Source organism: Flavonifractor sp. An9 (genome assembly GCF_002161245.1).
In the GTDB taxonomy this organism is placed as follows: Bacteria; Bacillota; Clostridia; order Oscillospirales; family Oscillospiraceae; genus Flavonifractor; species Flavonifractor avicola.
In genome coordinates this window covers 35,231-50,277 of sequence record NZ_NFHC01000017.1, presented here as the reverse complement: position 1 = coordinate 50,277, position 15,047 = coordinate 35,231, and the positions used below count along the sequence as shown (strand labels likewise).

Here is a 15,047-nt window from a genome sequence, read left to right as displayed (position 1 = left end):
CCATCAGTTGTACGGCGGTCTGCCATATGCGTAGAAATGGGACTGCCAGTAACTTGTGTTCAGGTTGGAATACTGGATGGGGTCGCCGCAATGCAGCATCATCCCGTCGCCCACATAGATGCCCACATGGGACACGCCGCTGGTGTCGTAGGTGCCCACGAAGAACACCAGATCGCCGGGCTGGGGGTCGGATACCGGCGTGGAGATATTGTAGAGCCCCTGGGCGCCCAGCCGCCCGGTGTTACAAAGCCCGGTGCTGGTCAGCACATAGCTGACGAAGCCGGAACAGTCAAACGATGTCTCCGGGCTACTCCCGCCCCACACATAGGGGTATCCCAGGTATTTCTCCGCCTCGGTGATGAGGGTAGCAAACCGTTCATCCGTCAGGTACTCGGCGGGGATGTCCCAGGCCGTAGGCGGGTTCTCGATGTACTTGCCCACATACCCGGAGGACGGAAACAGATCCGGCCGGTTGCCCAGAGTGGACATATAGGTGGCGTACAAGGAAAGCTGTTCTTCGCCCATCATGTAAACAGGCACATGGGAGAGGTCGAAGTTTTCCAGCGTGACGGTGCAGATATACCAGGTGTAAGGCACCTGAACCGTGTAGGGGTTACCCTCGCTGTCAGTCCGTGTTTCCGTCCGATACCGGGTTTCCGTGGTCACGGTTTCGGTGAGAATATATTGTTTGTCAAAGAGGGTTTGAAGGTCGCCCTGTACCTGGTCGATGGTGAACACCCCTTCATGGAGCGCCGACAAAATGGAAATCAGCACATAGGGGTCGTGCTCGATCTCGTCCAGGTCGAAGTGATACTCGTCATAGTCGTGGGTGGCCTCGTAGGTATCCAGGTACTCCCGCAATTCATCTTCTTTGGCGCAGTAGGCTTCTTCCGTCGCCAGCATATCCGCATCCTCGGACAGATAGGAGGACGCCATGATGTTGGACACCCCGCCGCCGAACATGGAGGAACAGGATTGCAGGGAGCCCAGCAGCATCACCAGCAGAAGGCCGATGCCGCCCACGATCAGCGCACCCTTCCAATGCCGTTTCAGAAAAAGGGCGGTGCGCTTGGACTCCTGGGCGGTTTTCTTGGCCGCTTTTGCCGTGGCCTCCGCTGTTTTCCCGGCCTGGGCGGTCTTGCCCGCCGCCCGGTATGCCGCCGCATATTGCTTTTGCAGCTTCCGTTTCTGCCACAGGCGGGAGATAGGATTGGATGCAAGCTGGGGGTTCTCCGCCACGGCTTTCCGATAGTAGAAATCTGCATTGGCCTTGACCGCCGCCTGCTCCGCCTTTGCCGCGTCTCGCCAGGGTTTCAGCTTGCGTTCCGCCCGCCAGTTCTGGACACGGCGGTTTCCATAGCCCACAGCCTTCTCAAAGCTGCGTTCCCCCAGGTGGCCCGACTGGACGCCGGAATTTTCCTGCTCCACCTCCCGAACCTTGCCGTGAATCGCTGCGCCTGCCTCCTGAATGGGGCGGGACAGCGGATTGGCATGGGGCTTTCCCGGACTCTTATTGGGGATCGCGTCCCTGGCGGCATCCAGCCGGTCCGCCGCCTTGTCCGACTTGCGGATGGCCCCTTGCAGCTCCGGTTTGACCTGGTCCGCCTCGGAAAACTGCAATCGGGAGGATGGACGGCCCGCTGCCGCCTCGCCCTCCCGATAGGCTCTGCGCTGTTTCCGACGCTTCTTTTTGGCTGCTGTCTGTTCCCGGTGCAGTTCCACACGGTCCACCGCTTTCCCAGCGGCGCCCGCCGTGTCGCCGGATACGGAATGGTCCTGCTCCGGCGTCCGGTCAGAGGGATAGGTCGTCTCGCCCGTGACCAGATTGACGGATACCGCCCCGTCACGGGTCATCTTCTGCGCCTCCTTTTCGGGGGCTTTCCATTCTTTCAAGGTGCGTCACCTCCTGTTCCATAGGGGCAGATGTTGACACAGGCCCCGGTTTCGATCATGGCGATGTACTGGAAAATGGGATAGGCCTGGGGTGGGCAGACCGCGTTCCCCAGGGTTTTCAACCGCAGCGCCCGGTTGTCGGTATCCTCGGTCATGCGGGGGACTCCTTCGGGCTCGGAACGCCAGAGGATGCGTCCGTCCATTTCGGGGGGAATCCCATAAGCCATTCCACCCAGTCCGGGTTCAGCGCCGCTTTCTCGGAAAGGGGCTGCTCCTGCCGGTTCACCTGGGCCGACAGGTTGGAGGACGGGGATTTGTCCCGGAAGGCCACCGGTTTCAGGGTGGAACGGTAGCCCTCCGATGCTGCCGGGGTCAGATAGAACACCGCCGCCGACAGGGACAGGCTCCAGATCGTCCCGTCCTTGTTCCGCTTGCGGAATATCCCGTTGTCCGACAGGTACACATCCAGGTTGGCAGCGTCCCGCCCCGTGGATTTGTCGGAGGCAAGGGGTGTGGGAAACATCAGCCGCGACGATAAAAGTTCGCTGGCGCTCATGCCATGCGCCGACGCCGCAAGCCGGAAATACGAATGGGAGAACAGCGTATCCCGCTTTTGCCAGGTCAAAAATCGTTTTGTCGAGCCCCATATTGATGAAGCCAGCAACATTTTCCCCAAGCACCCAACGGGACCGCAGTTCGGCAATAACGCGGCACATTTCCGGCCACAGGTAGCGTTCATCCGCAAAGCCCCGCCGCTTTCCTGCGGTGGAGAAGGGCTGGCATGGGAATCCGCCGGAGAGGATGGTGACGGTTTCAAGTCCTGTTTTCTCAAAAAATGCCTCCTTCGTGAATGTGGTGATGTCCCGGAACTTCGGCACATCCGGCCAATGCTTTTGCAGGATGGAATAGGGATAATCCGCCCACTCGCATTGACAGACCGTTTCAAAGCCTGCCGCCTCTGCCGCCAGGTCCAGCCCGCCGATGCCGGAAAACAGGCTGACATGGGTGAGGCGGTCAGGCATGGGGCTGGTCCTCGTCGTCCTCGCCCTCCACATAGAAGGCGTCCAGCTCGCACAGCTCCAGGGACTTCAGCCGAGCGAGGTCGGCCTTGTCACCGAACACCAGGTAGCGGCCGGGGATGCTCCAGCGGTCAAACATCTGGTCGGCGATCTCGCCATACCGCCGGGCGGTGTCGATCAGGTTCTCCATGTCCCGGCGGTCCTTGATCTTCCCGGCAAGGAAGGCCAGCTGGTGGAGCAGCCCGTAGAGATGCACTTCCTCGTCAATGTGAGCCTCATAGGTCTTTTCCTCGATAACATATAACTTTTCCTGTTCCATATTGTGCTCCTTCCTGAATTTTGGGCATAAGAAAACCCGCCTCGGTTGAGGCGGGAAAACAAGCCACTAAATCAATGAATCTTCAATTCAGATCTCATAATTTCAATTAGGGCAGCAAATTCCTGTAATTCCTTTAGAACGGTATCCTTGTCCAACATTTTTTTATCTGCGATATTGAGTCGTGACAAAAGAACAAGGTTTTTAACCCTCTCGGTTTGTTTTTTTACTTCATCGCTCCCATAAAGCAATAGTTCAGGAGTAAGTAACTGAAATTCATCCATCGCATCTCTAGTAGAATTAATATCTGTATCTCTGGTAGATTTCAGGTACTTTTCAATTATCGGCAGATATGTTTGCACTCTTTTTTCCAAAAGGAACAGATTGACACTATTTTTGTTCTGCATATGCGTAGTTACAACACCAATTAATGCGCCAATAATTACACCTGCAAGACCAATAATTGCTTCACCCAAAGCGATCGCCCCCCTTATTTTTTTATTATATCATTTCCTTTCTATTTTGTCATGTTCCACCTCGCTGGGTTTGGTGGTGAGCAGTTTATAGAGCTCGGTATCCTTCGGGAAATCATCTGCAAAAGGCAGAATGACATTGTTGAAGAACAGCAGCCCGTGGCCCGGCTCGGAGTTGGTCACATAGGCAAGCTGCTCCGAAGAAATGTTCAGCCGCTCCGCCAGTATCTTCCGGTCACCCGCCGCTTGGTTGAGCATATAGATGAAGTCGCTGTTCTCTAGGATGTTTTCAATCTCCGGGGAGGAAAGCAGGTCTTTGGGGTTCTGGGTCGCCCCGGTGGGGATGCCGCCCCATTTTCTGAACCGTTTCCAAACCTCGGCGCTGTACGCTGCGGTCTGTTCCTCCTTCAGCAGAAGGTGAAACTCGTCCACGAAATACCAGGTGGATCGCCCGATAGCCCGGTTGATGGTGACGGTGTTCCACACCGCGTCCTGAACAATGAGCATCCCCGGCTTTTTCAGGTTCTTGCCCAGGCCCTTGATGTCGAAGCAGACCAGGCGGTTGGAGATGTCCACGGTGGTGCGGTGGTTGAAGAAGTTCAGCGAACCGTTCACATACAGGTCCAGCGCCTGGGCCACCCGGTCGGCCTCCGGGATGTGCTGGGACAGCAGGGCGTTCATCAGGTCGCCCAAAATCGGCATATTCTCCGGCCGTTGGTCGGCAAAGTAGGGCTGGTAGATTATCTGCACCGCCCGGTCAATGACGGTTTTCTCGATGGCCTCCAGCCCCGTCTTGCTGCCCATGATGAGCTCGCAGAAGGACAGCACGAAGTCGGATTTCAGCGCCAGCGGGTTTTCTTCCTCGGAGTAGTTGAGGTTGATGTCCAGGGGGTTCACATAGTCGGTGCTGGACGGGGACAGCCGGATCACTTGACCGCCCAGCCGCTTCACCAGGGGCGAATACTCGTCCTCCGGGTCACAGATGATGACATTGTCCTGGGTCATCAGCATGATAAAGGTGATCTCCCGCTTGCAGCTCATGGATTTGCCGCTGCCGGGCGTGCCAAACACAAGGCCGTTGGGACAGCGGGATTGCTTGCGGTCCAGCAGGATCATGTTGTTGGAGAGGGCGTTGAGGCCGTAGTACATGGCGTCGCCGCCCATGAACACCTCCTGGGTGACGAAAGGAACGAACACCGCCAGGGCCGAAGTGGTCAGGCTCCGTTCGATCTTGATGCGGTTAAGGCCCAACGGAAGGCTGCTCATAAGCCCGTCCTCCTGCTGAAAGTCCAGCCGGGTCAGAAGGCAGTTGTAGGTCTGGGCGACGCTGGCCGCTTGGGATACGGCGATCTCCAGTTTTTGCCGGGTCTCCGCCGTGTGCAGCACCAGGAAGGTCATGTTGAACATTCTCTCGTTGCGGGATTGCAGGTCGGTGAGAAGGTCCTTTGCCGCGCCGCCGTAGGTGGAGAGGTCGGAGGGAAGAATGTCCATATCGTAGCCGCTGCGCACCGCCCGCTTCTGCTCCTGTATCTTCATGGCGTCCAGGTCGGTGATCTTCCGCTTGACCATTTTGATGGCCTCGTTCTGGTTGATGCCCCGGATGTGCATGGTGACCATGATATTCCCGTCCGCCTCCATGAAGTCGGTGAGGATACGGTCGTGCATCTCCGGCGCCAGGATTTGCAGGAAGGACACCGCCCCGAACCGCCTGCCAATGCGGAAAGTGCGGGTCTCCCCGAAGTGGAAGGAGGACGGAGAAATGAAGTCCTTCACCGAAAGACCGCTGGCCGGGAGCCAGTTCCATTCAAAGGCAAACTGCCCACCCTCCGGGTGGAGGATGTTGTAAAGCAGCTCCAGCCGTTCCTTTCCGTCCAGCACATGAGCCGCCGCACCCATGACCTTGAAGCGATTGAGAGTGTCGGTCTCAATGCGGGCAAAGCGGGCCCTCGCCGCGGGAAGGTTCTCCGCCTCGATGGTCAGGGTGACATACTTGGTTTTCACATAGCCGTTGTTGCCCCGCTTGTACTGCATCCGCAGGATGTCCACCGCCTCGTCCCGGATGGAGTCCAGGTCGTTGCCCTGTCTGCGGATGCCGAACATTTCATCGGCGGCGCTGCCTCCGCTGCGGCTGTCCAAAGAAACCTGGACGCCGATGGAGGGGTCGTAGCCGTTGTAGAAGTCACAGAGGCTTTCAAAGATGCTCCGCTGGTCCTCCGGCCCCGCCAGGCGGTAATTCACATCCTCAAAGGCGATGGTCTTGGAGAAAGTCCCGCCTTCCAGCCTGCACAGGCCGTCGGGGAACATATTCTGAAACGGGATGCTGTCCTGCACCGTATGGTTTTTCCCGTCGCCTTTGGCTTGACGGATCACCGCCTCGATCTGCTTGCGCTCAGCACGGGTGAGCTTACGCTTTTCCGGTTTTTCTGCCTTTTCTCGCAATCTGCTTCACCTCCTGTTCCAGTTGGGATTGCCGCACCAGGGCGGAATAGAGATTGTTGGTCTGGTAGATGCGTACCTTCGGCCGGATGAATTTGTTCTGGATCAGATGGCCCAGGAACACTTCCAGCGGCTGCCCGTTCTTCTCGTACATGGCGAACAGGAAAAAGGGCAGCATCACCAGGATCATGCACAGCGCCGCCGTGGTGGTCCCCAGGCTCGCCTTTGCCAAAAAGAAAAGCGGCACGCCTACCAGCGCCGCCGCTCCAAAACAGATCACTTGCCGTTTGGTCAGCCCGAACAGGACCTTGCTCTGTATCCGGCTCAGGTCCTTCGGGATCGTTACATAAGCCAATGTTTCACACCTCCTTTAGTGGGCGCCGAACAGGGATTTTGCAAGGCTACCGGTCTTGAACAGGGTGTAGCACAGTAGGACTGTATAGCCCATGCAGCCCCAGATGGCCGCGGATATGTTGTCGCCGGATGTGGAGATGCCCTCCACCAGCACTGCGTAAATCCCCACGCAGATCATAATGAGGAAGGCCTGGAAGCCCAGGGCCAGCAGGGAGCGAAGGTAGTTCTGCCCCGTGGAGCCCCATTCCCGGTTGACCATCGTGGCAAAGGGGATGGGACCGATGGAGGTCACCAAATACACCTCAATCATTCTGCCGTAGATCACCAGGAAGATGCAGATGGAAAGTATCTGCGTACACAGCCCCACGAACACGCTCTGGAACCACAGCCCCAGCAGGGCGCCCACGCTCCAGTCGGCAAGCTGGGTCTCCAGATCGCCCACCACGCCGGAGATGTCGATGCCTGCGTCCGAGATAATGACCCCCGCCGACTGGCTGACCACATTCTGCGCCACATCGAACACCGCCATGACGATGTTCCAGGTGTTGGTGACGATCAGCACCGCGCAAAAAGTTTTGAAAATCCACTTGAAGAAAATCCAGGTGTCGAAGTCGTGAAGGTTGTTTTTCTCGATGATGAGCTGGATCAGCTCGTAGCACATGACGAAGGTGAGGATAATACCCGCAATGGGGACGATCACCGTCTCCGAGAGATTGCGGATCATGTTGAAGATGCTGCTGTTCCAAGCGGCGGGCGTCATGCCGACCTCCCCGGCGATCTCGCCCACCTTTGTGTTCAGGGTATCAAACATCCCGGTCAGGTTTGAAATGATACCGTCAATGAGCAGTTCCTTGAACCACTCCTGGATCATGTCCAATATCAAGGGAGATCACCTCCTTTGCGGGGGCTCCCGCTATGAAGCGAAAGCCCCCGCTGGGTTTGGAATATATGGTCATGCTTTCAGCCAAGTTTCCGCATCTTGCATAGATACCGTATGCCTATTGGCTGCCTCCAGAATGTCATAGTAGGCCCAATAACTCTTGGACACATCCGGGAACAGAACCAGACCACGGGGATGGTCGGCAATATACTCCTGGTCGGCCTCACGCCCCAGCAGGCGGTTGACGATGGTAACGACCTCGGCGCGGGTGATTTCATCGTCGGCATGGAAAGTGCCGTCGCCGTAGCCTACCACCCAGCCATACCGGGCGGCGTCCTCAATGTAACCCGCAGCCCAATGTCCGGGGGACACATCCCAAAAGCCGCCGTACTCCTCCATGATGGCGGGATCGCCGTCGCCATAGGCGTCAAAGAACCGCACCGCCATGGCCGTGAACTCGGCGCGGGTGATGGGCTCGTCCCCGTGGAACAGTCCGTCGGTGTAGCCCACAGCAATGCCGTAGCGGGCCAGATAGGACACATACCCGGTGTACCATGCGTTGACGGGCACATCCGGGAAAGTGGTTTTTGTGGGGGCGGTGATGCGCTCCCCATTGCGCTGGGCCAGCAGGCGGGCAAAGATGGTGGCTGCCTCGCTCCGGGTCATGTCCCGGTCCGGCCCAAAGGTGCCGTCGGTGTAGCCCACCACATAGGCCCCGTGGGTTTCCAGCTCCGCCACCTCGGGAACCGTCAGCTTGCCGTCCTCGTCGGTTTCCCCGGTTGCCTTCTGGCCCAGATCGCCCTTGACGGTGACGGTCAGTCCCTCCTGGGGCTTACGCTTTTGGTCGGTGACAGTGACGGTGATCCGGTTGTCCTCGTCCATGTCGGTGCCGTCCGGCAGAGTAACGGTGATGGTGCCGGTTTTTCCGATGGATACCCCGGCGTCAGGTATGGGACGCTTTGTCTCAAAGTCCTCCACCTTGACAGTCAGGGTCCAACGGTCCCCGTCGGCATCCTCCCAGCCCACGGTACCCTTGCCGTCCTCATTGGTGGTATCCGAGCCGCCGGGGACGGTGAGCCGACCGGCGGCATCGGTTTTTCCGCTGCTGAAATTGTCGTTGCGGTCAGTGACAGAAACGCCCATGCCTACCACGGGAGACTTGTCCTTCACAAGCTGAACCTGAATGGTGGTCTGGTCGGCATAGTCCAGCAGGCGGCCAGAGGGCAGCTGGATGGACAGTGTGTTATCCGTATGGAGAGCAACGGTGGCATTGGCAACGGGGTTTTTGCTATCCGTATCGGTGACAATCACCAGATAGCCGCCCACAACGGCCTCGCCCTTGCTGTCCGTGGTGGCCTGATTGTAGATTTTCTCGATTTCTTCCGTTTCCAGGGTTTCGCCGCACACGGTACATTCCTTGTGCTTGCTGCCCTCACTGTCAGTGGTGGGTTCCTGGTCGATGATCCAGTCACCGGGCTTGTGTCCGGCAGCATCGGTGTAATTACCCTTATAGGTGTCGCCGCAGCGGGAGCAGGTATAGGTGGTGTAGCCCATTTCCGTGCAGGTGGGGGCGGTGACTTCCTCTTGATAGTCATGGCCCAGGGCATTGACGATCACCGCACCGCACTTGGTACAGAGTTGGGGCGTGGTGCAAGTGGCCGCCTCGCCGGGTACATGGCCCGCCGCCGCGTCACCCTCCAGACGGTGATAGCCGCAGCGGACGCAGCGATACTCGATCAGGCCCTCGCCGGTGCAGGTGGAGCCGGTGACTTCGGTGCCCTCGTCCCAGGAATGGCCCAGGGGGTCGGTGTAGTCGGTGACAAAGGAACTGCCGCATCCCTCACAGATATGGGCAGTCTTGCCGCCGCCCTCACAGGTGGCCGGGGTTACTTTGGCAATATAGTTGTGGGGCAATGCCGCCGTGATGTCCTCAATGTGCCGCTCTCCGCAGACGGCGCACTCCCGCAGGGTGTAGCCGGGACTGGTACAGGTGGCCGGGACAACGGTGGTGGAGAACTCATGTTCTCCCTTGGGGGTGGTGCTTTCCTGGACGATGCCGCACCGCTCACAGATTTCCAGCACCTTTCCGGCAGTCTCACAGGTGGCGTCCCGGATAACAACACGCTGGAACGCATGGCCCAGGGCGGCCTCATAGTCCCGCTTTTCAATCTTACCGCAGTCTACGCACAGATAGCGGTCATAGCCCAGGGTCAGGCAGGTGGGGTCCACACTGTCCAGCAGCGTCCAGTTGTGATCCTCGCCGCAGGTGCCGTCCCCGTCGGTTTCCTCGGTGCTTTCATCCCGCAGGTGGACATAGGCCACGCCGTCCTCCACCATGTCGGTATTCTGGAATGTGTAGGTGATTTTATAGTACACCGCATAGTCTCCGGCCTCGGTGTAATTGGGGGCGCTGGTCAGGGTGCAAGCGTCGGCGCTATGGCCGTAGCGGATAGCGGTGGTAACGCCTGCCTCGGAGAGATCAGATACAGTAACGGTGTGGGGCTGCCCGTCTACCACGCCGAAATAGTCCGCCACAACAGACTTGGCAGCGGTATAGTCGGTTTCGACATATCCGCAGTCGGCACAGGTATCCATTTCCACAAAGCGGTCATGGGCCAGCTCCGGGCGGATGGCCGTTTCCATGTTGTGCCGCTCCAGGGAGGAGGAAGTTTCCTTGTAGGTGCCGTAGCAGAACCCACAGTATTCACCGCTGGTAATGGTCACACGATGGTAGCTGCTGTCTGATTGCTCAATGGTCTTTGTTTCCGGCAATTCTTCAAAGAAATTGCTGGCGCAGTCGTACAGCCAGTACACATTGGTCTGATAGCAGTAATCGCTTTTGGCCATATTGGTATTGATACCGCCGCAGGTTTCACAAACTGCTTTGGTCCAGTGATACCCGGTATAGTAGGCATCCTTACCAGGAACACCGTCCAGGATGGAGCCTTTATCTTCGCCGCCAATCATTGTGCCATCCGAATAGCGGACATTTCGGGTCATAGCCGTTTGGCCATCACGGGTATATTCAGGAGTGCGGAAGGCTAAAAATGAAGTTTCCTGGCCGCATTCTCCACAGGTGAAAGTTTCATGGGTTACGGTGGCGTTAGCATCCAGCTCGTTGGTTCGGTTGTTGGCCTCCTGCCAATGGTCAGCCGGATCATGGTAGCTGTTCTGCTGGGCGGCAAAGGCCGAGGGCACCAAACCGACACACAGCGCCAGGGAAAGAAATAGCGCCATAGGGCGCCGAAAACGGATTTTTCTGTTCATGGAATCCCTCCCTTAGCCACCAGTGGACAGCAGACCGGACAGCAGGGGAACCAGAATCATACCGATTAGAGCAACGCCGCCGCCTGCCATGAGCTGCTTGATGCCCTGGGACTTTACTAATGTGTGATAAAGAAGTAATAGAAGTGTAAAAAATTTTGCCGTTCCTATCCGGCACTTGGCCATTGTGTCGGATAGGTCGGGCGGTTATTCCGGCAAATCAATCTTGCCGACAAAGCTGTAATAAATCTCAATGTCCTGCCTGCGGGTGCCGTTCTCGTCATAGCGGCACTCATGCACAACGATTTTTTCAATCATTTCCCGCAAGAGGGTGGGGGTAAGTTCCTCAAAGGCAAGGTGCTTTCGGACAATCCCCATAAACTTTTCCGCGTTGACGGTGGCGGCCTGCGACTTGTCCAGTTCGGCCTGCAAAGCGGCGGCGCGGTCTTTCAGTTCCCGCTGCTCCTGCTCGTAGTCTGCCGACAATTCCATGAAACGCTCGTCGCTGATTTTGCCGTTCACATTGTCCTCATACAGCCGCTTGATAATGCGGCTCACTTCGGCAATGCGCTCCTGCGCCTGTTCAAGCTGCTTGGTGGCTGCGGCGGTCTTTCTCTTGCCGCCGATCTCGTTCTGCTGGATAAGCAGCTTCACAAAGCGGCTCTCATGCTTGGCGGCGTATTCCGTCACTTGCCGGAGATTGGAGAGGACACCGGCGGTCAACAGGTCGGTGCGGATAAAGTGCGCCGTACAGTCGCGGGTGCGTTTCTTGTAGCTGCCGCAGATGTAACAGTCCTGCTTGCGGGTTTTGTTCTGATACCGCTGCTGGTACATCACATGGCCGCAATCGGCGCAGAACAGCATACCGGAGAACAGCCCCACTTCATCATAGCGGTTCGGGCGTTTGCGCTGCTTGCGTAACTCCTGCACGCGCTCCCATGTTTCCGTGTCGATAATCGGCTCATGGTGGTCGGGGAAAATGGCCTGCTTCTCCACGGGGTTCTCTACACTGTGCTTGACTTTGTAAGAGGGCTTCTCCGTCTTGAAGTTTACCAGACAGCCGGTGTACTCCCGGTTTTCGAGGATATGAACGACGGTGTTCGTCGCCCATTTGCACTCATAGCCGGGGTGGTAGCGGCGGGTGCTGCCCGTCCTGCGGTATTCCAGCGTCCCCGGCGTGGGGATTTGCTGCTCCGTGAGCATACGGGCAATCTTGGTCGGGCCATTCCCGGCAAGGCAAAGCTGGTATATCTGCTGGACAACCGGCGCGGTTTCCCCGTCAACGATATAGTTCTCGTCCTCGTCCATGAGGTAGCCATAGACCGGCTTGCTGGTAACGGGCTTGCCGCTCATGCCTTTTGCTCGTTTTACTGCCTTGATTTTCTTGCTCGTATCTCTCACCAGCCATTCATTGAACAGATTTCGCAGAGGGGTAAAATCGTTGTCCATGCCGCCGTTTGCGCTGTCCACATTATCGTTGACAGCGATAAAACGCACTCCCTTTTGAGGGAACAGCATTTCCGTGTAAAACCCTACCTGCAAGTAGTTTCGCCCTAACCGGCTCATGTCCTTGACTATGACCGTACCCACTTTCCCGGCTTCAATATCTGCAAGCATGGCTTGAAAACCGGGTCTTTGAAAGTTCGCGCCGGAGAAACCGTCGTCGGTGTACCAGCGCAGATTAGTAAAGCCGTTCTGCTTGGCGTAGGTTTCCAAAATCCTTTTCTGGTTCGATATGGAATTACTCTCGCCTTGCAACTCGTCCTCATGGGACAATCTCGGATAAAGGGCAGTAATGAGGTTTTGGGTGGCTTGTCTTAACATAAAATCCTCCGTTTCCGACAGCCAGCCCACTATTCCGTGGTTTCATTGTACCACGAAATAGGGCGGGCTGTATAGCGGCAAAAATGTAAAACCTGCTTCTTTATGATTTGTCAAATTGCCGATTTTGTTTGTAAGAGTTATCACGATATTACCGGTAGCTTATCCCCCTAATTTATGCTATACTTGTTCGAGAAGTAAGAAGCAAATCATATTGGGGAGATTATACATGAAGAAGTTGTTTATCATCGGTGGTACTATGGGAATTGGGAAAAGTACCGTTAGCCAAATCTTAAAACAAAAATTACCTAACAGCGTATTCCTTGACGGGGATTGGTGTTGGGATTCCAGCCCGTTTCAAGTTACCGCTGAGACAAAAGAGATGGTCATAAAAAATATTTGCGCGGTGTTAAACAACTTTCTCAAATGCTCCGTGTATGAGAATGTTATTTTTTGCTGGGTTATGCACGAGCAATCCATTATTGATACAATCATTTCTGGCCTGGACACCGCAAACAGTCGCATTATTGCTGTATCTCTGCTTTGTTCAGAGCAGGAACTTACCCAACGCTTACAAAAGGATGTGACAGCGGGTATTCGTACTCCTGATGTGATTGAGCGAAGCGTACAGCGTATTCCCCTTTATCAGAAATTGAACACAATCAAAGTGAACACATCTGGAAAGAGCGCCGCGGAAGTGGCGCAAGAGATTGCCGCACTATAAGAATACTCCCACAGCCACGCTCCCCGGCGTGGCCGCTTTTTCCATGCCCCGGTTCACGCCGGATAAGTCGGCTCCTGTGTAGCAGCGGCTTCCGCTTCCAGTACCCGCGCCATTTTGTCGGCGGCGGTGGTCGTGGTGTCTTTCTTGAAATAGCCGGACACGACAAGGACGGAATTGCCCATGCGAATTTCCGTCACGCAGTCGGGGCGGCGGGCGGTGAGGGTGTCGTGCTGCTTGTTATCTGTCATAGGCAATACTCCTTTCAGTCGGTAATCAGTTTCTTCATGCTTTCCATTTTCCGCTGCGCGGTTTCCTGCCGGAAGTTGTCGCCGGTAAAGCGTACCGGGACGCACATGGAAAGCAGGCGGTCATAAATCCGGGAATGGGCGGTGTCTTCCGGGTTCCGCAGGTCGTCCAGCGTGAGATTGGTCGTGACGATCAGCGGCTTGCCGCTGCGGTAACGGCTGTCAATCACATTGAAAACCTGTTCCAGCCCGTACTCGGTGCCGCGCTCCATGCCGAAGTCGTCAATGATAAGCAGCGGATAGCGGCAAAGGCGGGAAATGTACTCGTTGCGGTTCTCAAAGCTGGCGGCAAGGTCGTTGAGGATAAGGGCAAAGTTCGTCATGAGGACGGGGATTTCTTTCTCCATGAGGGCATTTGCGATACAGCCCGCAAGGTAGCTTTTCCCGGTTCCTACGCCGCCCCAGAACAGGCAGCCGATATTGTCGGCTCGCATATCCTCCCAGTGTTCCACATACCGGCGGGCAATCCCGGCCTGCGGGTTCCTGCCGTTGTCGTTCTCAAAAGTCCAGTCCCGCATGGTGGGGTCGGTAAAGCCACGGCGTTTCAGTTCTTCCACGGTGTCAAGGTGCCTGCGCCGCTTCTCGGCGGCCTCCCGTTCCTCGCGGGCAGCTCTCTGGCAGTCGCACTCTGCCGGGTGGCGGTCACGGCCAAAAATAGCGGCCTTATCCGGCGCAAAATAGGCTTCTTTCGGCTTGCGGCACTTGCCGCAGTACAGTAAACCGTCCTCGCCGGTGTAGTCCTCCGGCTCCGGGGTGGTGGCCGTCATATTCTCCAAAGCAGCGTTGATTTCGTTCTTCATAAACTCTCGCCCTCCTTGCATGAGTAGTCTGGTATGCCCTTTTTCGGGGCTTTCTTGGCTGCGTCCTCCTGCGCCCATTTGTAGATTGTGGCGGCATGGCTACGGTATCGCTTGCCACTGGACGCGATATGGCAGGATAGCCGGTCAATGTAGTAGTTCCATTTGTCGGGCAGCTCTGCTTTCAGCCCGTCCAGTTCTGATTGCGAAAGAAAGACATTTTCATACCGGCCATAGGCAGCGCGGGCGGGTTGTCCCGTATCTAACTCTCGCTCTCTCTCTTTTTCTATCTCTATCTCTTTCTCTATCTCTATCTCTGGTGGACAAATGTCCGCTTGATATGGTGGACATTTGTCCGCCCCAGCCTTTGGCAAGGCTTTTTGTTCCTGCAAAGCCAGCCTTGCCCGCCGTTTCCGCTCCCCCTCGGTAGAGGATTGGCCGATCAGCAGTTCAATGTTGCTCATATACAGCGCGCCGTTCTGCAACGGCTCCACAAGCCCCAGCTTCATAAAAATCTGCAAGGCTCGCTCTACGGTGCCGACTTGCTGGCGGGTAATGGTGGCAATCATCTGCGCGGTGTAGGGGATATTTTCATCAAGTTGCAACTTCCCGCCGTTTTTCAGCGATTTCAGGTACAGTTTCAAGAGAATGTTGGAATAGAGGATGCCGTCCTGCATACTTTCCAGCAGCACGATAGCGTCCTCGTCAAAGTAATTCTCTTTCAGCTTGAGGTAGTAGTATTTTCGGTTGTCTGACATGGTTCCT

General features: G+C 56.4%; 13 protein-coding genes and 1 pseudogene. 1 reads left to right on the top strand and 13 read right to left on the bottom strand.

The window, feature by feature from the left end; all coding sequences use genetic code 11:
• Positions 1–3: 3 nt before the first annotated feature.
• From B5G40_RS11320 to B5G40_RS11275, 10 genes and pseudogenes are all read right to left on the bottom strand, one after another.
• Complete coding sequence (locus B5G40_RS11320; RefSeq protein ID WP_087399703.1) at positions 4–1,854, bottom strand: CD1108 family mobile element protein; 1,851 nt, start codon at positions 1,852–1,854, stop codon at positions 4–6.
• Positions 1,855–1,889: 35 nt separating this feature from the next.
• Positions 1,890–2,915, bottom strand: coding sequence for a DNA cytosine methyltransferase (locus B5G40_RS11315; protein ID WP_087399679.1), 1,026 nt, complete (start codon positions 2,913–2,915; stop codon positions 1,890–1,892).
• A complete protein-coding gene (locus B5G40_RS11310) occupies positions 2,908–3,231 on the bottom strand; it encodes a hypothetical protein (protein ID WP_087399678.1) in 324 nt (107 codons plus the stop codon). The genes B5G40_RS11315 and B5G40_RS11310 overlap by 8 nt, the downstream gene beginning before the upstream one ends.
• A gap of 71 nt (positions 3,232–3,302) precedes the next feature.
• Positions 3,303–3,704: a hypothetical protein gene (locus tag B5G40_RS11305; protein ID WP_087399677.1), complete on the bottom strand. Its 402-nt coding sequence runs from the start codon at positions 3,702–3,704 to the stop codon at positions 3,303–3,305.
• 30 nt (positions 3,705–3,734) lie between these two features.
• Positions 3,735–6,071, bottom strand: coding sequence for a VirB4-like conjugal transfer ATPase, CD1110 family (locus B5G40_RS11300; protein WP_343286735.1), 2,337 nt, complete (start codon positions 6,069–6,071; stop codon positions 3,735–3,737).
• Positions 6,072–6,105: 34 nt separating this feature from the next.
• Complete coding sequence (locus B5G40_RS11295) at positions 6,106–6,492, bottom strand: PrgI family protein (protein WP_087399675.1); 387 nt, start codon at positions 6,490–6,492, stop codon at positions 6,106–6,108.
• Positions 6,493–6,507: 15 nt separating this feature from the next.
• Positions 6,508–7,374, bottom strand: coding sequence for a VirB6/TrbL-like conjugal transfer protein, CD1112 family (locus B5G40_RS11290; protein ID WP_242853675.1), 867 nt, complete (start codon positions 7,372–7,374; stop codon positions 6,508–6,510).
• Between the two features lie 69 nt (positions 7,375–7,443).
• The gene (locus B5G40_RS11285; protein ID WP_087399674.1) at positions 7,444–10,638 is read right to left on the bottom strand and encodes an S-layer homology domain-containing protein; all 3,195 of its coding nucleotides are present in this window, start codon (positions 10,636–10,638) and stop codon (positions 7,444–7,446) included.
• Between the two features lie 12 nt (positions 10,639–10,650).
• Positions 10,651–10,752: pseudogene (locus tag B5G40_RS17540) on the bottom strand (Maff2 family protein); the annotation flags it as partial.
• A gap of 90 nt (positions 10,753–10,842) precedes the next feature.
• The gene (locus tag B5G40_RS11275) at positions 10,843–12,459 is read right to left on the bottom strand and encodes a recombinase family protein (protein ID WP_087399672.1); all 1,617 of its coding nucleotides are present in this window, start codon (positions 12,457–12,459) and stop codon (positions 10,843–10,845) included.
• Positions 12,460–12,685: 226 nt separating this feature from the next.
• On the opposite strand from B5G40_RS11275, the gene B5G40_RS11270 reads away from it, so the two are divergent.
• Positions 12,686–13,180: an AAA family ATPase gene (locus tag B5G40_RS11270; RefSeq protein ID WP_087399671.1), complete on the top strand. Its 495-nt coding sequence runs from the start codon at positions 12,686–12,688 to the stop codon at positions 13,178–13,180.
• 53 nt (positions 13,181–13,233) lie between these two features.
• On the opposite strand, the gene B5G40_RS11265 is transcribed toward B5G40_RS11270, so the two are convergent.
• From B5G40_RS11265 to B5G40_RS11255, 3 genes are read right to left on the bottom strand one after another with little or no spacing between them, the layout of a single operon-like run.
• Positions 13,234–13,428: a transposon-encoded TnpW family protein gene (locus tag B5G40_RS11265; protein WP_087399670.1), complete on the bottom strand. Its 195-nt coding sequence runs from the start codon at positions 13,426–13,428 to the stop codon at positions 13,234–13,236.
• A gap of 14 nt (positions 13,429–13,442) precedes the next feature.
• Positions 13,443–14,285: an ATP-binding protein gene (locus B5G40_RS11260; protein WP_087399669.1), complete on the bottom strand. Its 843-nt coding sequence runs from the start codon at positions 14,283–14,285 to the stop codon at positions 13,443–13,445.
• The gene (locus B5G40_RS11255; protein ID WP_087399668.1) at positions 14,282–15,040 is read right to left on the bottom strand and encodes a phage replisome organizer N-terminal domain-containing protein; all 759 of its coding nucleotides are present in this window, start codon (positions 15,038–15,040) and stop codon (positions 14,282–14,284) included. Before B5G40_RS11255 ends, B5G40_RS11260 begins: the two co-directional genes overlap by 4 nt.
• Positions 15,041–15,047: the final 7 nt, after the last annotated feature.

Excerpts from the sequence above, each read along its gene's own strand:
- B5G40_RS11310 (WP_087399678.1), bottom strand. The coding sequence starts at position 3,231 with ATGGAACAGGAAAAGTTATATGTTATCGAGGAAAAGACCTATGAGGCT.
- B5G40_RS11270 (WP_087399671.1), top strand. The coding sequence starts at position 12,686 with ATGAAGAAGTTGTTTATCATCGGTGGTACTATGGGAATTGGGAAAAGT.
- B5G40_RS11315 (WP_087399679.1), bottom strand. The coding sequence starts at position 2,915 with ATGCCTGACCGCCTCACCCATGTCAGCCTGTTTTCCGGCATCGGCGGG.
- B5G40_RS11260 (WP_087399669.1), bottom strand. The coding sequence starts at position 14,285 with ATGAAGAACGAAATCAACGCTGCTTTGGAGAATATGACGGCCACCACC.
- B5G40_RS11320 (WP_087399703.1), bottom strand. The coding sequence starts at position 1,854 with ATGACCCGTGACGGGGCGGTATCCGTCAATCTGGTCACGGGCGAGACG.
- B5G40_RS11265 (WP_087399670.1), bottom strand. The coding sequence starts at position 13,428 with ATGACAGATAACAAGCAGCACGACACCCTCACCGCCCGCCGCCCCGAC.
- B5G40_RS11275 (WP_087399672.1), bottom strand. The coding sequence starts at position 12,459 with ATGTTAAGACAAGCCACCCAAAACCTCATTACTGCCCTTTATCCGAGA.
- B5G40_RS11255 (WP_087399668.1), bottom strand. The coding sequence starts at position 15,040 with ATGTCAGACAACCGAAAATACTACTACCTCAAGCTGAAAGAGAATTAC.
- B5G40_RS11285 (WP_087399674.1), bottom strand. The coding sequence starts at position 10,638 with ATGAACAGAAAAATCCGTTTTCGGCGCCCTATGGCGCTATTTCTTTCC.